At 53.2% G+C, this 18,373-nt stretch carries 16 protein-coding genes; 4 read left to right on the top strand and 12 right to left on the bottom strand.

Annotated elements, in window-relative coordinates; genetic code table 11:
* Position 1 precedes the first annotated feature (1 nt).
* The 4 genes from NDI45_RS03510 to NDI45_RS03495 form a co-directional block, all read right to left on the bottom strand.
* Positions 2-700, bottom strand: coding sequence for a PHP domain-containing protein (locus NDI45_RS03510; protein WP_190794467.1), 699 nt, complete (start codon positions 698-700; stop codon positions 2-4).
* Between the two features lie 158 nt (positions 701-858).
* Positions 859-1,338 carry a 2-C-methyl-D-erythritol 2,4-cyclodiphosphate synthase gene (ispF, locus tag NDI45_RS03505; protein WP_190794460.1) on the bottom strand — a complete coding sequence of 160 codons (480 nt, stop codon included), beginning with the start codon at positions 1,336-1,338 and terminating at the stop codon, positions 859-861.
* An 86-nt stretch (positions 1,339-1,424) separates the two neighbouring features.
* Entirely contained in the window at positions 1,425-2,324 is a 900-nt protein-coding gene (locus tag NDI45_RS03500) for a hypothetical protein (RefSeq protein ID WP_190794461.1), read from the bottom strand.
* Positions 2,325-2,631: 307 nt separating this feature from the next.
* Positions 2,632-3,387 (bottom strand): histidine phosphatase family protein, encoded by a 756-nt coding sequence (locus NDI45_RS03495; RefSeq protein ID WP_190794462.1) that lies wholly within the window; start codon positions 3,385-3,387, stop codon positions 2,632-2,634.
* 265 nt (positions 3,388-3,652) lie between these two features.
* Here NDI45_RS03495 and NDI45_RS03490 point away from each other — a divergent pair, with 265 nt between their 5' ends.
* Entirely contained in the window at positions 3,653-4,720 is a 1,068-nt protein-coding gene (locus NDI45_RS03490) for a fatty acid desaturase (RefSeq protein WP_190794463.1), read from the top strand.
* Between the two features lie 128 nt (positions 4,721-4,848).
* Here the strand turns inward: NDI45_RS03490 and NDI45_RS03485 are convergent, their stop codons facing one another.
* From NDI45_RS03485 to NDI45_RS03475, 3 genes are all read right to left on the bottom strand, one after another.
* On the bottom strand, positions 4,849-5,793 hold the full coding sequence (locus NDI45_RS03485; protein WP_348246421.1) for an FTR1 family protein: 945 nt from the start codon (positions 5,791-5,793) through the stop codon (positions 4,849-4,851).
* A 117-nt stretch (positions 5,794-5,910) separates the two neighbouring features.
* The gene (gene hrcA, locus NDI45_RS03480; RefSeq protein WP_190792367.1) at positions 5,911-7,002 is read right to left on the bottom strand and encodes a heat-inducible transcriptional repressor HrcA; all 1,092 of its coding nucleotides are present in this window, start codon (positions 7,000-7,002) and stop codon (positions 5,911-5,913) included.
* Positions 7,003-7,096: 94 nt separating this feature from the next.
* The gene (locus tag NDI45_RS03475) at positions 7,097-7,453 is read right to left on the bottom strand and encodes a rhodanese-like domain-containing protein (protein ID WP_348246325.1); all 357 of its coding nucleotides are present in this window, start codon (positions 7,451-7,453) and stop codon (positions 7,097-7,099) included.
* Between the two features lie 481 nt (positions 7,454-7,934).
* Between NDI45_RS03475 and NDI45_RS03470 the strand changes: the two genes are divergently transcribed.
* Positions 7,935-8,129, top strand: a complete 195-nt coding sequence (locus tag NDI45_RS03470; protein ID WP_348246323.1) for a hypothetical protein — start codon at positions 7,935-7,937, stop codon at positions 8,127-8,129.
* Positions 8,130-8,194: 65 nt separating this feature from the next.
* Here the strand turns inward: NDI45_RS03470 and NDI45_RS03465 are convergent, their stop codons facing one another.
* Positions 8,195-9,514: a tetratricopeptide repeat protein gene (locus NDI45_RS03465; protein ID WP_348246321.1), complete on the bottom strand. Its 1,320-nt coding sequence runs from the start codon at positions 9,512-9,514 to the stop codon at positions 8,195-8,197.
* A 433-nt stretch (positions 9,515-9,947) separates the two neighbouring features.
* Between NDI45_RS03465 and purD the strand changes: the two genes are divergently transcribed.
* Complete coding sequence (gene purD / locus NDI45_RS03460) at positions 9,948-11,219, top strand: phosphoribosylamine--glycine ligase (protein WP_348246319.1); 1,272 nt, start codon at positions 9,948-9,950, stop codon at positions 11,217-11,219.
* Positions 11,220-11,368: 149 nt separating this feature from the next.
* Positions 11,369-13,369 (top strand): two-component system sensor histidine kinase NblS, encoded by a 2,001-nt coding sequence (nblS, locus tag NDI45_RS03455; protein WP_348246317.1) that lies wholly within the window; start codon positions 11,369-11,371, stop codon positions 13,367-13,369.
* Between the two features lie 62 nt (positions 13,370-13,431).
* Here the strand turns inward: nblS and NDI45_RS03450 are convergent, their stop codons facing one another.
* From NDI45_RS03450 to glnT, 4 genes are all read right to left on the bottom strand, one after another.
* Complete coding sequence (locus NDI45_RS03450) at positions 13,432-14,778, bottom strand: FMN-binding glutamate synthase family protein (protein ID WP_190793874.1); 1,347 nt, start codon at positions 14,776-14,778, stop codon at positions 13,432-13,434.
* Positions 14,779-15,111: 333 nt separating this feature from the next.
* Positions 15,112-15,825 carry a protein glxC gene (locus tag NDI45_RS03445; RefSeq protein ID WP_190793873.1) on the bottom strand — a complete coding sequence of 238 codons (714 nt, stop codon included), beginning with the start codon at positions 15,823-15,825 and terminating at the stop codon, positions 15,112-15,114.
* Entirely contained in the window at positions 15,813-16,703 is an 891-nt protein-coding gene (locus NDI45_RS03440) for a class II glutamine amidotransferase (RefSeq protein ID WP_190793872.1), read from the bottom strand. The genes NDI45_RS03445 and NDI45_RS03440 overlap by 13 nt, the downstream gene beginning before the upstream one ends.
* 36 nt (positions 16,704-16,739) lie before the next feature.
* Entirely contained in the window at positions 16,740-18,068 is a 1,329-nt protein-coding gene (glnT, locus tag NDI45_RS03435; RefSeq protein ID WP_190793871.1) for a type III glutamate--ammonia ligase, read from the bottom strand.
* Positions 18,069-18,373 lie beyond the last annotated feature (305 nt).

Below are 18,373 nucleotides of genomic sequence, written 5' to 3'. Positions count from 1 at the left end.
CCTATAAGCGTTGCAGCAGGCTCATCCCGTGCGTATCTGTACCGCAGCTATTCAGGAGTCCACATGCTTGTCCCAGAGCTTGCACCTCTGATGTTTGGCGGGGGCTGGACTGCCAGGGAGAAGGATTTTCATAAGCATAAAAGGTTTCAATCCCATCAATTCCCGCCTGTGCGGCTGCCGGAATCAGCTCTTTGGGCGATCGCCGATAGCGGGCAGGATGGGCCAAAACTGCCAAACCTGCTGCCCGGTGCAGTGCTTCAATCACCTGTTCTGCCTGATACCCTTCTCCCCCAACCGTTGCGCGATTCAGGTAGGGGGCGATCGCCGGATGCTGCGGGTCAAAGGCATAGCCCAGAATATGAACTTCCACATCCAGCAGTCCGGCGTTAATCTCTACCCCAGTCCAGAGCCGAGGCATCGCCGCTTCCGAGTCAGTAGTGCGCCGCTGATCCAGCCATCGCTGCGCGACCTGATAGCCGCCAACGCTGTGATGATCCGTAATCGCCAGTCCTTGCAGCCCAATCTCGATCGCCTGCGCAATCACTTGCTGAGGCTGAAGCCGCCCATCTGAGTGAACGGTATGCATGTGAAAATTATAGGATCGGGGACAGCTTGTTACAGTCAACGATTGAAACACTGTCCGTAGCGCGTCTCTATCCTGTGCTGAAACACTCGAACTTAATGCCAGGTCGATCGCCATAGTTTTTTCCACGATCTATCTTCACGATCGTTTACGTCCGCTTTCTACTATAGCGAACCCCCCGATCGTTATGTCTAACCCCGCACTGTTCAAGCCGATTGCGACTCAAGCAGACCCATCTCCCTATCCCCTCATCCCCCTCACTCACCCATCCACCCTTATTCCCGAATTAACAACGCCACCGCATAAGCCGCAATCCCCTCTTCCCGCCCGATCGGTCCTAGTTTCTCATTCGTCGTGGCTTTAATGCTGATACAGTCGGGGTCAAGCTGGAGCACAGTTGCCAACCGATCGCGCATCGCGGGAATGTGGGGTTTAATCTTCGGACGTTCTGCCACAATCACCGAATCCAGATTATTAATGCGCCAGCCGCGTGACTGAATTAGCTCATTCACTTTTTGCAGCAGTATCAGGCTATCTGCGCCTTTCCACTGTGGATCGGTCGGCGGGAAATAGTGCCCGATGTCCCCTAAGTTCAGAGAACCGAGGAGCGCGTCCATAAGCGCATGGGTTAGCACGTCAGCATCGCTATGACCGAGTAGCCCTAAATGATGGGGAATGTGAACACCGCCCAGGATCAAAGGACGATCGCTCACAAGCTGGTGAATATCGTAGCCGTTGCCTATTCTGAGATTCATGAATCGATTGAGACGTGCCCGAAACTACTTATAGCAATTGGCATCATAGCAATTGGCATTGCGATCCATCGCTGGCGATTGGGCGGCTATTGGGTCTGCGCGGCTTTGTCCAGCGCAATCTGACTGTTTTGCCGATACTGTTCAACGCGATTTTGAGCCGTGGCATAGCGCGAATCCGTTGAGGCAACCTGAGCCATTAAATCGGACGCTTTTTGCCAGCGACTCGCCACTTCTAACCATTCTGCCGAAGTTTGAGTAGTCCGGCTAGAAGCAGCCGTTTGCTCAGCCAGCCGGACTGCTTCCGCAAAAGGGTCGGATGAGGCTGAGTTAGCCACCGATGGGCTGGCAGGAGCCGAGGGTGAGGAAGTCGAGATCGAAGTAGAGCCTGCCGCAGCCGGACTTGCCGAACTAGTTTGGGCTGACGAAGCAGGGGACGACGCACTGACCGCACGATCGAGCACAAGACGCTCGTACAGAAGCCAGCCAATAACCAGCACGCCCAGGCTAAGCACAGCTCCACCCAGCAACCCACGCCAGAACTGCTGCTTTTCTCGTGAGAGGCGGCTGACCGAAGCTTTTGGTAATGTGGGTTTCGACGGGTCGGGCTGATTGTCCTGCCAGTCTCGCGCAACTCGCTGGAAGAAGTTGGGTTTCTTCAGGGTAATTTCTTCTGCCCACAGCACTTGTTTATTGCGATCGCGGCTGATTTCCTCCAGCCAGAGCAACTGCTGTTCCCGCACAATTCGGCTATTGATATTAACCCGACGAATGTGCTTCGGTTGAATAGACTCTAAAATCTGCTGCACCTGGGGAACCAGAATTGACTGCTCAAGCTGCTCTGGCTTTGCCGCCTCACACAAAAGCTGCAAAACCCCTTGAGCTAGAACGGCTCTAGTTCTCACTCCAGAACTGGCTAACTTCTCGTTCAGAATCTGAATGATTGCGGAGACGCTGCCTTGGCGTGCTTGTCTTGCAATGTCATCCATCGTATTTTCTACCGTAATAAATGGAGATTGAATCTGGGCAATTAATTCGGGCGATTAACTTGGGCAAATCAATTGCTCAAGAAACGTGAATCCATTGCAATCCTGCTCGATTCCGATTGATTTCGACTCACACTGACCAACCCTAGCGACTGAGAACTCTCCTGATTCGATCGGAAATCTTGCTGTGCAATTCTACCGAATTTTGTCGCCTTCTCATGCAAACCGCTCATCAAATTCACTAAATTAATTTTCCTCCATCAATCTATAAGGGAAAAATCAATAAAAAAATCAATTGAATGGAGATGCTCTAAACAGGGTTGGACGCTAGATGGTGATGGTCATTAAAGCGGCGAATTTGCCATAAATCCGTGTTAAAGCGGTTTTGGTCGGTGCGATGCCAGCGCGATCGATCGATCCAAAATTCAAACAGTGCGGTATTGCGGGGATGCAGTCTCCAGGAGCGATCGCAGCCCAGAAGTTCGGCTATCAAGTGCTGCATAATCCAGCTATGGGTAACGATCCAGATTTGTTCTCCGTCCTGGTGGCGATCGAGCAGTCGCAGCATAAACGCACGGGAACGACTGCGAGCGGCTTCGAGCGATTCTGCACCAGGGATTTGAATCCAGTCGGTCGAGTTTTCAAGCTGTTCACAAAGCTCAGGATATTTGGCTTTGGCTTCTGCCCAGGTTAAGCCCTGAAAAATACCGTTTTGAAATTCGCGCAGTTCGTCGGCATATTCCACGGGAATCGATTGCGTGGTTGAGAGAGCGATTCCAGGCTCGATTGGATCGAGTAGATCATCAACCAGATCGCTCACCACCGCAGGCAGCGGCTCAGCCAGAAACCGCGACAGTAAGATTTCGGTCGTCTGTACGGCGCGTTTTTGAGGGCTGCTGTAGACCCAAGAGGGCTTCCAGGCTTCGTTTAGGAGTCGATGCGCTAGCTTTTCTGCCTGTCGTTTGCCTTCTGCCGAAAGCTCAAATTCGCCGTGCCCCTGCATGCGTTTTTGTTGATTGCCCACCGACTGAGCATGACGGATAAACAGCAGCTTGAGCGGCTTCATGGCCTGATTCCTCAATTTTTTTCTGAGGATACCTCAATTTTGCTGACTTGCTGGCGGCGGTCAGGATTTTCAAATGGATGCTTCGAATATATGATAAGCTGACTAAGTTTTGTGACAGAATGCCCGTCCTGAAGGACGACTGGCGTTTGCTTGTTTTTGCCGCCTGATTTTTGTCACAATATACGCTAATTCAGGATTGCCTGCTCAAATTTTTGTGGGGCAAGCTGATTCCTGCTATTTGTTTTTCCCTTCTTCTAACAATTGCATGACCCTATCGACTAACCCGCCTGAACAAATCTCGTCTATTCCGATCGATGCAAAGCAGCTTCCCCTCAAGGACAATCCTTTGCGTCTGAAGCACATCCTCAAAACTCTGCCCAGGGAGTGCTTTCAAAAAGATATGCGGCAAGCGTGGTCTGCTCTTGGATTTAACGTGTTAATGGTGGGTTTGGGCTACTGGGGGTTGAGTGTCGCTCCCTGGTTTTTGCTGCCTGTACTGTGGGTATTTACTGGGACTGCCCTCACTGGGTTCTTTGTTCTGGCGCATGACTGCGGACATCGATCGTTTGCAAAGCAGCGTTGGTTAAATGATTTGGTGGGACACACCCTGATGCTGCCGCTGATTTATCCTTTTCATGCCTGGCGGATTCTGCACAACCACCACCACAAGTACACCAACAAAATGGACGTGGACAATGCGTGGCAACCTTTTCGTCCAGAGGTTTACACCCAGTTTGACTTTGCGCTGCAGTGGATCTATCGTCGGGTACGTGGTCGTTTCTGGTGGCTTGGGTCGATCGGCCACTGGGGTAAGCTGCATTTTGATTGGCGGCAATTTCAGGGTAAAGCCAGAGAACAAGCCAAATTTTCGGTGCTGGTGGTGATTGGGTTTGCGGCGATTGCATTTCCCGTGCTGTTTGTGACAACGGGCTTCTGGGGCGTCGTGAAGTTCTGGCTAATGCCCTGGCTGGTGTATCACTTCTGGATGAGCACCTTTACGCTAGTTCACCACACAATGCCCGACATTGCCTTCCAGGAGCCGGATCAGTGGCACGAGGCACTGGCTCAGCTTTCGGGTACGGTTCACTGCGAGTATGCTTTCTGGGTGGAATGGCTCTGCCATCACATTAATGTGCATGTGCCGCACCATCTCTCAACAGCGATTCCGTCCTACCGTTTGCGAATGGCACACGAGAGCCTGCGGAAAAACTGGGGCAGCTATCTCTACGAAACCGAGTTTTCCTGGGCACTGATGCAAGAAATTACCGATCGCTGCCATCTCTACAGCGCTGATCAGGGCTATCAGTCATTTCAGGACTATCACAGCCGCTAGATTTAAGGCGATCGAATTGGTGGCTTAAAAAGTCATATAGCCTTTCCAGGAGGATGGATAACCATCCTCTTTTTTTGGCTTTATTGGCTTTGTTGGCTTGATTGGCTTGATTGGCTTGATTAGCTAAGTTAGCTCTGCTCCGAAGCAGTCTTACTTGAATGAGGAGATTGCTTGCGATCCGTTAAACTGCGACCGTACAGCCCTCCCACAATTGCTAGAAACAGGATATAACCGATCGCCTGCGCTAGATAGAGCGTTTGCGTATAGCCAAAGAGTGCCTTCAGCAGAATTCCCGGAAACTGACGATCGGGCAGAATGCTACTCAAATCCCATACAAGCGGACCCAGCAGACAGGATGACCCCTGACCAATACACCAGTTTGTATCAGGATTGATTTGCGCCAGCAGTCCGATTGCCCGATCAAAATGGCGCAGCGCAGACACGACTAAGCCCGAAACGATCAGCAACAGCAGCACCCCCATGGTTTGAAAGAATTGCCGCAGGTTAATCTTGACACCCAGCCGAAATAGCAAAACGCCGATCACCGTTGCGCCTGCTAGCCCTGCCACGGCTCCGACTACCGGAAGCCAGCCCTGCTGAAATTTTGCCGCGATAAACAGAACCGTCTCGAAGCCTTCGCGCAGTACGGCGATCGCAATCAGTCCAAACACGCCCCAGCCTGCACCAGTTTCGCCGTTTTCGCTTTTGCCAAGCGCAGAAGTAATTGCGCCTTCCACCTCGGACTTCAAGGCTTTTGCCTGCTGGGTCATCCAGATCAGCATCCAGCTTAATAAGCCGATTGCCAGTAAACTAAATCCGGTTTCCAGTAGTTCTTTAGTGAGTTTGGCGCTGGGCTGATTTGCCGTTTCAAGTGCCGCCAAGACGCTGCTCAAGACAATGCCGATCGCCACGCTCGCCGCAACGCCAGCCCCAATTCCCGCATAGACCCAGCGATTCAGGCGAGACTGCCCTGCTTTGCTGAGATACGCCAGCACAATGCCCACGACAAGAGCCGCTTCAACGCCCTCGCGGAGCGTTACCACAAACGTCGGCAGAGCCGCACTCCAATCCATCATGCGTTTTCCTGAGAGCGATGAGAGAAAAGTTCTACCCTTTTAGCGTAAAGGTTCCAGCGCGAAATTCAAGGGAGCGAACCTGCGCACCCCTCATCAACCCATCGACCCCTCCCCTCATTCCCGGCTTTGACTAATCGCCTCTGACAAATAATCTGCCGCCGCTTCGACCATCGCGATCGCATTTTCATACACCATCCGAGTAGGCCCTAGCATTCCGACGCTGCCGACAGGAATGGAGTTGCGCTGGTAGGTAGCAGATACTAACGCACAGGAGCGCATCGGCTCCAGCGGATTTTCTGCCCCAATTCGTACCGAGACCCGCTTACCCGTTCCTTCCGAGTCTGCCGACTCAAAAATGAGCGACCAGAGCTGATCCTGCTCAGATTCCAGCAAATGCACGATCGGCTGAACCTGCTGAAGCTCAGAAAATTCGGGCTGTCGCTTCAGGACTTCGGCAACACCGTTGATCAAAATCTGCGTAGAGAGGGAGAGGCGACGACGCTGATTCAGCTCCAGCAGCGAGGTTTGCAGCAGGGTGGCGTAGCGATCGAACTCGCGCCCCAGTTCTGTCCAGTCTAGCGTGGCGATTTCGCTCAGCGTTCTCCCCCGCAGTTCGCTGTTGAGGAAGTTGGAGAGAATTTGCAGCTCTCGGTCGAGGCGATCGCTGTCGGTCTTTTCATCCTCAGAAAGTGGCAGATCAACAAGGGTCGATTGGGTTTCGTAGGTGTCTAACACCACGATTAGCATCAGCCGCGCTGAATCAAGCTGAACCAACTGCAAATGCTTCAGCTGGGCTGTGCTGGATTGGGGCAACGTCACCAGGGCAATATAGCCGCTTAGCGTCGATAGGATCTGAGCAGCCCCCCGTAGCAGTGACTCCAGGCTCATTTCTTCCCAGTTCAACTGTTCAGTTAGCGTTTGGGCAACCTGACGAGCCAGTGTGTCCGAAGGCGTGACCAATTGATCCACATACAGCCGATAGCCCGAATCGGAGGGAATCCGCCCGGCAGAGGTGTGAGGCTGATACAGCAAGCCTGCTTTTTCTAAATAGCCCATCGCGTTTCGAATCGTCGCTGAGCTAACTCTGGGGTTAAATTCTTCTAACAGCGCTTCTGAGCCAACAGGCTTAGCAGTCGCAATGTAGTAGCGAACTGTTGCGCCAAACACCTGCTGCTGGCGCGAGTTGAGTTTCACAGGGAAGGACATAAGAGCAACGTCGGAGCAACCGATAGAATGAATGGGAATAGAATGAACGAAAACTGAAGACAGTCCAGAAATCGTCTAGAAATCGGGAAGTCAATTAATAGTGCGGAACCGATCGATCGACTCTCAGAGAATAGGCGTCGATGCCGCCCGTGACATTCTTTACTTGAGAAAAGCCCTGATGCTGCAACCACTGGCACATTTGCGCTGATCGAATTCCATGATGGCACAGCACGATCGTCTCTGTCTGTGGGTCAAACTGGCTGAAGATTTGCCCTGACCACTCGTTAAACTGGCTCAGCGGCAGGTTCAAAAAACCCTCCAGGGAGGAGAGTGCGACTTCTTCGGGCTCACGAACATCGATAAGCTGCGCTGAATCATCCTGTGACTTGAGCCGCTCTGCCAGTTGCTCAACTGTAATCGCATCAAAGGTTGGGTTAAATTGGGCTGTCATACTTTAATACTTCTTCAATACTTCAATTTCAATACTTCAAGGTAGTGAGCCGCTGTGAAAGTGGGGCATGAGTGAATTCCAGACTATTCCACTCATCTGGTAAAGGATCACTTAAGTGAATCCCCGACAAATCAAGCAAGATCTGCTCTTAAGCTAAGATTTGTTAAGAAGATATTTTCAAAATCTTAAGTTCAAATTACCCGGAACCCTCGACTTCCGCAAGCCCACTCTGAACGAAAGGCAAGGGGCACATCATGCATAACCTGTCTCGCCAACCTGTTCCGCTGAGCTCCCGCTGACCTGCTTACCTCCTCACTTCCTCTCCCTCTAATCCTCCCCGGGGGGACATCAGCACGATCGCGGAATTCTCGCATCTTCTTTTTGAAAACTTCAAACAGCCAGTCGGTAAACTGCTGATGTGAATCGGGAAGATCCTGTCAACAATATCTTTCAGAGACGTCAGATGTGAAGGAGAGAGCCGATGACCGTCAGAGTTCCTGAAAGAAACAACGTTGCTGCCCGCTGGACTCAAGCAACTGCCATTACCTTTGCACTGTATCTAATAATGAGCCAGTCTCAATCCGCGTTCGATGCAGCACCAGAGTGGCGATCGACCTCAGATCAGGCTGGGAGGGTTCAGCTAATTAGCGAGTTTCCGACGCTGCCGTTTCGGTAACGATCGCCAACCCAGCGTTTTCCTTCTAAGGATTGCCGCATTCTACGCCGCCCTCCAGCAGAAGGTTACTGGCTCAGCGTTTGAATCTGCGTATTGAAGTAATCCACCTTATACCGGAGCTGCTGAGCCAACTGTAGCCCCTGCTGGAAGGCGACGAGTGCTTGGGGCTGGTTTCCCCGCTCCTTCAGCAATTGACCGATCTGATCGTAGGTATTCATCATACCCAACGTGTTGTAGGACTGCTGCTCGACATCCAGCAAGAGTCGGTACGCTGCCAGGGCTTCATCGAAGCGGTTTTGAGTGCGGTAAAGCGTAGCAAGCCGCTGAAGCGCATCGCTGGCATAGGCAAGCTGCTGTACAGATCGCGCTACGGCAAAAGCTTCCTGGTAGTTGGCGATCGCAGCATCAGTTTGTCCCAGGGCAGCAAATCCTTCACCCATTGCCAGTTTAAGTCCGGGAACAGGCTGCAGGTTGCGCTGGCTGCGATATAACTCAACGAGCTTCTGCTGACTGGCAATCGCCTCGGTCGGCTGATTGTTTTCGGTGTAGATGCGTGCAAGTTGCTCAAGTGCCGTTGCTTGAGTGGTGCGATCGCCTTTTGCCTCGGCTACCTGACTAAGCTGCTCATAGGCGGCGGCTGCGCTGGGATACTCAAACCAGGACAAATGGAGATTGCCCAGGGCGGTGAGCAGTTGAATTTGGCGATTCACGTTCTGCTGCTGCTGTGCCTGGGTCAGCAGTTTAGTGTACAGTGCGACTGCCTGATCCTTTGCCCGGATGGTTTCATACGCTTCAGCCATGCGGAAGGGCAAATTAGGATTGCCTTCGGGTCTTGCCTCAATCTGCTGTTCGATTTGCTGAAGCCGCTCGGTGATTAGCCGCAGTTCCGTTACTTGACTCTGCCGCCAGGCGACTGCACCCACTCGGCTCAAAGCCGCTACTTCTTCTGGAATGCTGAGATATCGCCGCAACCGCAGTTCTCGATTAAAAATTTCAAATGCGCCCGGAATATTGCCTGCCTGAAGCTCGGCAAGTGCCTGATTTTGGAGTTCAACCAGAGCCGATCGCAGCACGTCTTTTTCCGGCGGACTCAAGGGACGATCGACCGTCATGGCCGGCAGCAGCGGGTCGGGCTGAGGCTCCAGCGCATTCTCTGGAATGGCTGTTTCTGGGGCAGTTTCTGATTCTGGGGTGGTTGAGGCTGCGCCTTCTGGAACTGCATTTGGAGCTACATTCTCCGGACTAGCAGGCGTGGAAGGAGGCGTTTGTGCCAGAGTGCTGAGGGGAAACGTCAGTAGCATTGCGAGTCCCAGCAAGCAAGCACGCCAGTTTCCCCTGCGGAGCAACTGTTGCGCATCGCCCATGAGTTTAATCAACCCGTTCATAAACCTCTCCTGTTATCCTGCCTGTTCATCTGCAGTCAATCAGTTGCCGACTGATCAGCCGACTGACCAACATGATGGTTGTCTTGCACGGTTTGTTTCTAACCAGCTTACTTAGCTTTCCTGACGCAAACCGGAACACCAGACCCTAGTTTACTCGCTGTCCGATGAGCAGATGGAGATCTGATGGTTGAGAATCTACTATTATTTATTATTATTATTAAGAGTATATTTTTTACTCGTAAGATGAAATTTGCAATCAATGCTGCGAATTTTCGTGCCCTGAGAATAGAGCAGGCGATGCGAAGCACTTTCCCCCGGGGTAATCGGTAGAATCAGGACATCGCAGTTGATATGCAGTTGACATGAGGTTCAGTCAGGTTGCTCAATCAAGATTGAAATTTACGGGCAAGTTCTTTGTAAGGGTGAGTCAGGCGTGAAAGTTTTAGTCATTGGTAATGGCGGGCGCGAACACACGATCGCCTGGAAATTGCTCCAGTCTAAGCGGGTGCAGGAAGTGTTTTGCATTCCGGGGAATGGGGGCACGGCAAAGCTGGCAAGATGCCGAAATCTCGCGCTGTCGGTCACAGACTTTGAGGGGATTGGACGATTTGCCCTGGTCAACAACGTCGCGCTGGTGGTCGTCGGTCCAGAATTACCCTTGGCAGCAGGCGTCACTGACTATTTGCAAGCGCAGGGGCTCACGGTGTTTGGTCCAGTGCAAGCGGGCGCACAAATCGAGGCAAGTAAGGCATGGGCAAAAGCCCTGATGCAAGAAGCTGAAATCCCCACTGCAAAAGCGGCAGTCTTTACCGAGGCGACAGCAGCGATCGATTATGTGAAGGCACAAGGTGCGCCGATCGTGGTCAAAGCAGACGGGCTGGCAGCCGGAAAAGGGGTCACGGTCGCAGATACGGTTGAAGCAGCAATCGAGGCAATCGAGGCGGCATTTAACGGACAGTTTGGCGCAGCCGGACAAACCGTTGTGATTGAGGAATGCCTCAGCGGGCAGGAAACCTCTGTGCTGGCGATTACCGATGGAATCACGATTCGCCCCTTGGTTCCCGCCCAGGATCACAAGCGCATCGGCGAGGGCGACACCGGAGCAAATACGGGCGGCATGGGGGCTTACGCACCTGCCCCGATCGTTACGCCTGCCCTAATGGAGCGGATTCAGCAGGAAATTCTGGAACCGACGATCGCTGCCTTGAGAAAGCGCGGCATTGACTACCGGGGCGTCCTCTATGCAGGACTGATGATCACGCCCGAAGGCAATCCCCAGGTGGTCGAATTTAACTGTCGATTTGGCGACCCAGAAACTCAGGCAGTACTACCCCTGTTGGAAACGCCCCTGGAAACCGTTTTGCTGGCCTGCACTCAGCAAACCCTCGATCGGTTGCCGCCCCTAGAATGGCATGCCGGAGCATCGGTGTGTGTGGTCGTGGCGGCAGAGAATTACCCAGAAAGCTACCGCAAAGGAATGCCGATTCAAGGCATCGAGCAGGCGGAGGCGGCTGGGGCAATCGTCTTTCATGCAGGAACTAAGTTCAATCAGCAGGTCATTGCCGACGGCGGGCGAGTGCTGGGCGTAACGGCGATCGGCGAATCTTTGCAAGATGCAGCTGCGAAGGCTTATCAAGCGGTGGACTGCATTCAGTTTGAGGGTATGTATTACCGGCGCGATATTGGGCATCGTGCTCTGCAATAAGCAACTAGAAGGGCGAGCGATGCAGGTTTGACAAAACTTTGTAAAAATTAAGATGTGAGGAGTTAATCTAGGGATAATTCACCCAAAGTCATCTCCCAAATCTATCTCCTGAATCTATCTACAGTCTCTTGTGACAAGTTGAGCGACCCTTGCTGAAGCTGCTTTATCGAATTAAGGCAATCATCGATCGCTGGTGGTCTGAGTTCACGCTTCAGACTCGCCTGATGGCGGCTGCCACGCTGGTCGTATCGCTCATTATGAGTGGCTTAACCTTTTGGGCAGTGAACACTATTCAGCAAGATGCCCGCCTGAACGACACCCGTTTTGGTCGAGATTTGGGGCTACTGCTAGCGGCAAACGTCGCACCGTTGGTGGGCGAAAATAACCGCACGGAGCTTGCCCGCTTTTCCCACCGCTTTTATAGCAGCACTTCCAGCGTTCGCTATATGCTGTACGCCGATGAGGATGGCAATATCTTTTTTGGCATTCCCTTCTCAGAGTCCGAGGTGCAAAATTCGCTGACGATTCGCCGCCGGATGCAGCTTCCCGAAAACTATGCAGCAAATTTAGATGCGCCGATGGTACGCCAGCATCTTACTCCTGCTGGAGAAGTCACCGATGTCTTTGTACCGCTCAATCACGACGGAAAGTATCTGGGCGTGTTGGCGATCGGCATCAATCCGAATCCCACGGTGGTCAACTCCTCGCACCTGACGCGAGATGTAACGATCGCTGTATTTGTCTCAATCTGGGTGATGGTAATCCTGGGAGCGGTCTTTAACGCGCTAACGATTACTAAGCCAATTAAAGAATTGCTGGTTGGCGTGAAAAACATTGCTGCCGGAAATTTTAAGCAGCGAGTTGATTTGCCCCTGGGTGGCGAACTGGGGGAGCTGATCCTTAGCTTTAACGAAATGGCAGAGCGGCTTGAACGCTATGAAGAGCAAAATATCGAGGAGCTGACCGCCGAAAAAGCCAAGCTGGAAACCCTGGTTTCGACGATCGCTGATGGAGCCGTGCTGCTGGATACCAATATGCAGGTCATCCTGACTAATCCGACGGCTGAACGGATTTTTAGCTGGGAAGATGCTCAGGACGTGCTGGGTCAGAACGTGCTGTACCACCTGCCGAATGCGGTTAGTGCCGAATTAACCCGTCCCCTGTATCAGCTTGCTTCCGGGCAGCCTCCAGCGGAGATGCGGGATGGGGCAGAGTTTCGGATTACGATCCCGGAGCCAATCAACCGAACGGTGCGAATTTTGCTGACGACGGTGCTGGATCAGTATCGCGAAGCGGTGAAAGGCATTGCGATCACGGTGCAGGACATTACCCGCGAAGCCGAACTCAACGAGGCGAAAAGCCAGTTTATCAGCAACGTCTCCCACGAACTGCGGACTCCTCTGTTCAACATCAAATCCTTTATTGAAACGCTGCACGAGTACGGCGATGATCTGAGCGAAGTCGAACGGCGCGAATTTCTCGACACCGCAAACCGGGAAACCGATCGCCTCACCCGCTTGGTCAACGATGTGCTGGATCTGTCTCGACTGGAATCCAACAAGCGATACAGCATGGAACCCGTGGAGATTGTGCAGCCGATTGAGCAAACGCTGCGAACCCATCGCCTCAATGCCAAAGACAAAGGTATCGAGCTGTGTCAGGACATTGAGCCAGATTTGCCGCCCGTTTTTGGTAACTACGATCTGCTGCTGCAAGTGTTTTCTAACCTGATGGGCAACGGTCTGAAGTTTACGCCCGCAGGCGGTAAGGTGATGATTCGCGCCTATCTCCTTCAGTCAAAGGACGAACAGCCCCCCAGCCATGTACGGGTTGAAATTTGCGATACGGGTATCGGCATCGACCCTGAAGATCAGGAAGCTATTTTCGATCGCTTTTTCCGCGTCGAGAACCGGGTGCATACGCTGGAAGGAACCGGACTGGGACTGTCGATCGTTCGCAATATTATCGAGAAGCACCATAGCCGAGTCTATCTGGTGAGCGAAGTGGGCGTGGGGACGACTTTCTGGTTTGATTTGGCAGTGTTTAAGGAAGGCGCAGCGCTCCCCCACGAGTTGACCCCCACCGAGCATCGGGTAAAAGAAGTTAAGACGGTCAGCATTGCTGCCAGTCCGGTTTCCAGCGACGCATAGCACATCGAGAGTTCCGTCCTGGGAGACTGGTGGCATCAAATTCACGCTGCTTCAATTTCCAGCTAGTAGCCCTGTACACCGGGAATCCAGCTTGTGCCTGCTAAAGGCAGCTTTGCCATTGCCGCCGCTTCGACCGTCAGTGCAACCAGATCTTCCCGCTCCAGGTGATGCACGTTTTGCTTGCCGCAGGCGCGGGCGATCGTCGTCAGTTCCATATTCAGCGTTTTCAGATAGTTTTTTAGCCGGTGCGCTCCGACTTCTGGCTCTAGCCGCTTCTCTAAAATCGGGTCTTGAGTCGTGACGCCAACCGGACATTTCCCGGTGTGACAGTGATGACAGTAGCCGGGAGCCGTGCCAAGTTCCAGATAATCGTCGATCGCCGGATGATGCTCTCCGTTCTGAATATAGCTTTCGCTGTTGCAGCCCAGAGCCATCAGCACCGCCTGACCGATCGACACGGCATCCGCGCCCATTGCCAGAGCCTTTGCCACATCTGCTCCAGTCCGAATGCCACCGGACACAATGAGCTGGACTTTGCCTTTCATGTCCATTTCTTCCAGTGCCTCAACCGCCTGCCGCAGAGCCGCCAGCGTGGGAATGCCAACGTGCTCAATAAACACCGTTTGGGTAGCAGCCGTGCCGCCCTGCATTCCATCCACAACGACGACATCTGCTCCGGCATGAACGGCGAGCTTGACATCGTTATAAGTGCGGGACGCTCCCACTTTGATATAAATCGGCTTTTCCCAGTCGGTTAGTTCGCGCAGTTCCTGAATTTTGATCGTCAGGTCATCGGGCCCGGTCCAGTCAGGATGACGACAAGCCGATCGCTGATCCACGCCTTCGGGTAACGTTCGCATTGCCGCGACCCGCGGATTAATTTTTTGACCCAACAGCATTCCGCCACCGCCCGGCTTTGCGCCCTGACCGATCACGACTTCGATCGCATCTGCCTTCCGCACATCGTCCGGATTAAAGCCATAGCGAGACGGAAGACACTGATACACCAGCGTTTTAGAAGACCGTCGCTCCTCCTGAGTCATGCCGCCGTCGCCCGTCGTGGTGGATGTGCCCATTTCGGTCGCGGCGCGTCCGAGGGCTTCTTTGACGTTGGCAGAGAGAGAACCAAAGCTCATTCCGGCGATCGTAATTGGAATGTCTAGTTCGATCGGTTTGCTGGCAAATCGTGTACCTAGAACAGTCTTGGTAATGCACTTTTCTCGATAGCCTTCCAACGGGTAGCGAGTCAGTGAGGCTCCCAGGAAAACCAGATCGTCAAAGTGGGGCAGGCTGCGTTTTGCGCCCAGTCCTCGAATTTCATAGAGTCCGTGGGCAGCGGCGTTCTGGATGTAGTGGAGCGTGCGGCGATCGTATCCGGCGGATTCTTCGCGATAGATGTTGGAGGTCATGGGGAGAGGGGAGGGGGGAGAGCTTTTGCGGTAATGGGTCTAAAAGGGAATTGAGATTTTTGTTGAAAATGGTTTGCCTTTCCGGTAAGGGTTATTGCCATTTTCTGGATGAGGGCGATCGATCAAAGCCTTAAAACGAAATACGATCGCTTGCTCTAGCTTGAGCAATTCTGAATTCGCATTAGTACTAGGCGTTGCTGAATCGGGATACGAACGGTGCAAATTTAGCTTCTGCATCGCCCCCTCAATCCCCCAATGCTGGAGGACTTTGAATTCTGGTTCCCCCCAAATTGGGGGGCTAGGGGGGCGTATCATACGCTTATTCAGCAACGCCTAGTATTCCTGGTTGGCGTCAGCATTCCAGTGATAGAGCTGGCGGGCGGAGGCGATCCGTTTGAAATCCTGGGGAGTGTGGGGGAGGCTGGCTTGGTCAAGGAGGGTTTGAACGATCGCATAGTCCTCCTCGGTCATCGGTTCAAATTGAGCATCTGCGCCCAACGATTTCACGGTTCCTCGGATATAAATGACGGCTTCGTAGAGCGAATCGCCCAGCGCGTCTCCGGCGTTGCCGCAAATTACCATTCTGCCTGCCTGCGCCATAAAGCCGGAAAAGCTGCCGACACTGCCGCCCACCACAATATCGGCTCCTTTCAAGGAAATGCCGCAGCGCAAGCCTGCATCGCCATCGATGACTAATAGCCCACCGTGGGCAGACGCACCTGCCGACACCGAAGCAAAACCCTTAACGTGAACCCTGCCAGACATCATGTTTTCGGCGACTCCGGTTCCAGCGTTACCGTAAAGGGTGACGATCGCCTGTTTATTCATGCCTGCCGTGTAGTAGCCCGTATGCCCGTGGATCTCGACTTCGATCGCCGTATCGATGCCGACCGCTAGATTATGCGCTCCGTTGGGATTGACGATCGCCACTTTGTGTCCATTGGGCAATTCGGAATGGTGCAGGTAGGCATTCACCTCTCGCACAGGAGCTTGGCTCAGATCAAAGGTGTGGGTTTCGGTTGGGGAAGCAATGATTACACTGTCCATACATACATCTCCTCTGGAGCGGGTTCGTAGAGGTTTGCCTGATTTACATTGGGCAGATGGGCAAGCGATCGAAATTCAGAAGCGATCGCCACATAGTCATCGGTTTCGGCAACGATCGCAGGTTTGCAGGCAAAAGGATCGCGAACGAGGGCAAGTTTATCTGCGGTTCCCATCAGGAAGGTATAAAAGCCGTCCAGTTCCTCAAAGCCGTTTTGAATCGCCGTTTCCAGATCATCGCCTTCCTGCATCCGCCATTCCAGGAAACGGCAGGCAGCTTCGGTATCGTTGTCGGTCTCAAAGTGAATGCCACGTGGTTCTAATTTCCGCCGAATCTCGTTCGGGTTCGAGAGCGAGCCATTGTGAACCAGACAAAAATCTTCGCCTGCGGTGAACGGGTGAGCGTGTGCCGGAGTGACGGCAGATTCGGTTGCCATCCGCGTGTGCCCGACAGCATGAGACCCTTTGAGCGATCGAAATTCATATCGGTCAGACACGGCGATCGGTGTCCCGGTATCTTTGTACAAATCGATTGTGCGTCCGGCAGACAGCAGGTGAAGCTGCGGATAAGCCGACTTCAGCCACGCTCTAACCGTCTGTGGCGGCAGATCAGTCATGAGGACTGCCTGATTGCCATGAGGGTCGATCGTTGCCTTGCCCAGTTCGCTCAATGATTGGGGGAGAGCTGACCAGTCAATCACCTGATTGCCCGCGTAGAGGCTGTATTTGCGATAGGGATCGGGCAGGGTGGCGGTGAATACTGCAAGTCCGGCGGAGTCAGGTCCGCGATCGCTCATGCCAACCAGCATGGGGACAAGCAGTTCGCCGAGGGAATCGCGCAGGGATGGGGTTTTGATCAGGAGTCCGACGATGCCGCACATAAGGGGATAAGGGGTGAAGGGGTGAGGGAGATGGGGTTAGAAGAATTCCAGGTAGCGATCGACTTCCCAATCTGAAACATGGCGGCAGTATTCGATCCATTCCATGCGTTTCAGATTGATAAATTCGGGGGCGAGTGGACCAAGGGCGGATTGGATTACAGCGTCGGATTCGAGAGCGTCGATCGCCTCGCTGAGAGATTGGGGCAGGGTGCCGATGCCTTTTTCTTCGAGCTGTTCGGGAGTGAGGTCGTAGAGATTGCCGTTGAAGGGTTCGCCGGGGTCAAGTTCGCGTTCGATGCCGTCTAGCCCGGCTGCGATCACGGCGGCGGTTGCCAGATAGGGGTTGCAGGAGCCATCTGCAAGGCGCAATTCGAGCCGTCCACCAGGAATACGCACCATGCTCGATCGGTTGTTGTCGCCGTAGCTGATGTAAGCGGGTGCCCAAGTTGCGCCGCTGAGCGATCGTCCCACTACCAGTCGCTTATAGGAATTGATCGAAGGGGCACAGAGAGCAGTCAGAGCATGGGCATGGGTCAGCAGTCCGCCGAGGAAGTGGTATGCCAGTTTTGAGAGTCCCAGTTGGTGCGGGTCGCTGTGGTCTTCAAAAAGATTGGTGTTGCCTTCGGCGAGCGAGCAGTGAATATGCATCCCTGTTCCGGTGCGGTTGGAGAAGGGCTTGGGCATAAAGGAGCAGATTAGCCCCATGTCGCGGGCAATCTCTGAGGCTGCCATCTTGAAGAAAATATAGCGATCGGCGGTGGTGAGGCAGTCGGTGTAGGTGTAGTTGATTTCAAACTGTCCGTTGGCGTCTTCATGATCGACCTGATAGATATCGAAACCAACCTGTTGCAGGTTATCCACCAGCTTCTCGATGTAGCCAATGCTGCGCGACAATCCTTTGTAGTCGTAGCAGGGCTTGTCGAGGGTGTCGGTGAAATCATAGGGGCGAAGGTTGCCGCGTCGGTCTTTTTTGAGCAGCATGAATTCGGGTTCGACTCCCGTGTTGAGCGTCCAGCCGTGCTGTGTGAGGCGATCGATCTGCTGCATTAGCACGTAGCGGGCATCGTAGGGGTAGGGTTTGCCTTTGACATGACCCACGCAAACAATTCGGGCGAATCCGGGCATCCAGGGAACCAGAGAAAGCGTGTTTAAATCACCAACTGCCAGATAATCTGGGCTGTTCGGTTCCATGCCCAGTCCCCAGACGGCAAATCCGGCAAATCCGGCTCCCGGATCAAGAATGTCTTCCAGATGGGAGGCAGGAACGGCTTTGGTTTTGGCAACACCGTGAATGTCTACGAACTGAGCGAGGATGAATTTGATTTGATGGGCTTCGAGAAACTGTTTGGCTTCGGTAAGGTTCATGGGTTCTGGGGAAGGTAGAAATTGTTGGAGGAATGGCAGCGGTGCGACATCGTCCCCTCGATTCCCCAAGGTTCGGGGATCTTGAGCAGTTCAACCTTTTTTATGCAAAAGAACTGCTTGCATCGGCTCAGTTTCGCCCAAAGCTGGGGGGTTAGAGGGACGGTTCGGCGAATTATCGTAACTTCTTCGATTTTTAGTGAGAGAACTGTTTGCGTCGCTACCTAATTCCGCAGCAATTTCATTCAGAGTTTGCCAAACATAGTGGCGGTAAGTTGTGTCGCACCACAAACGGTATTGGGGAATTG

It is taken from the genome of Leptolyngbya sp. GB1-A1, from assembly GCF_039962475.1.
Classification (GTDB): domain Bacteria; phylum Cyanobacteriota; class Cyanobacteriia; order Elainellales; family Elainellaceae; genus Leptolyngbya_A.
This window is presented reverse-complemented; position numbering and strand designations above follow the sequence as displayed.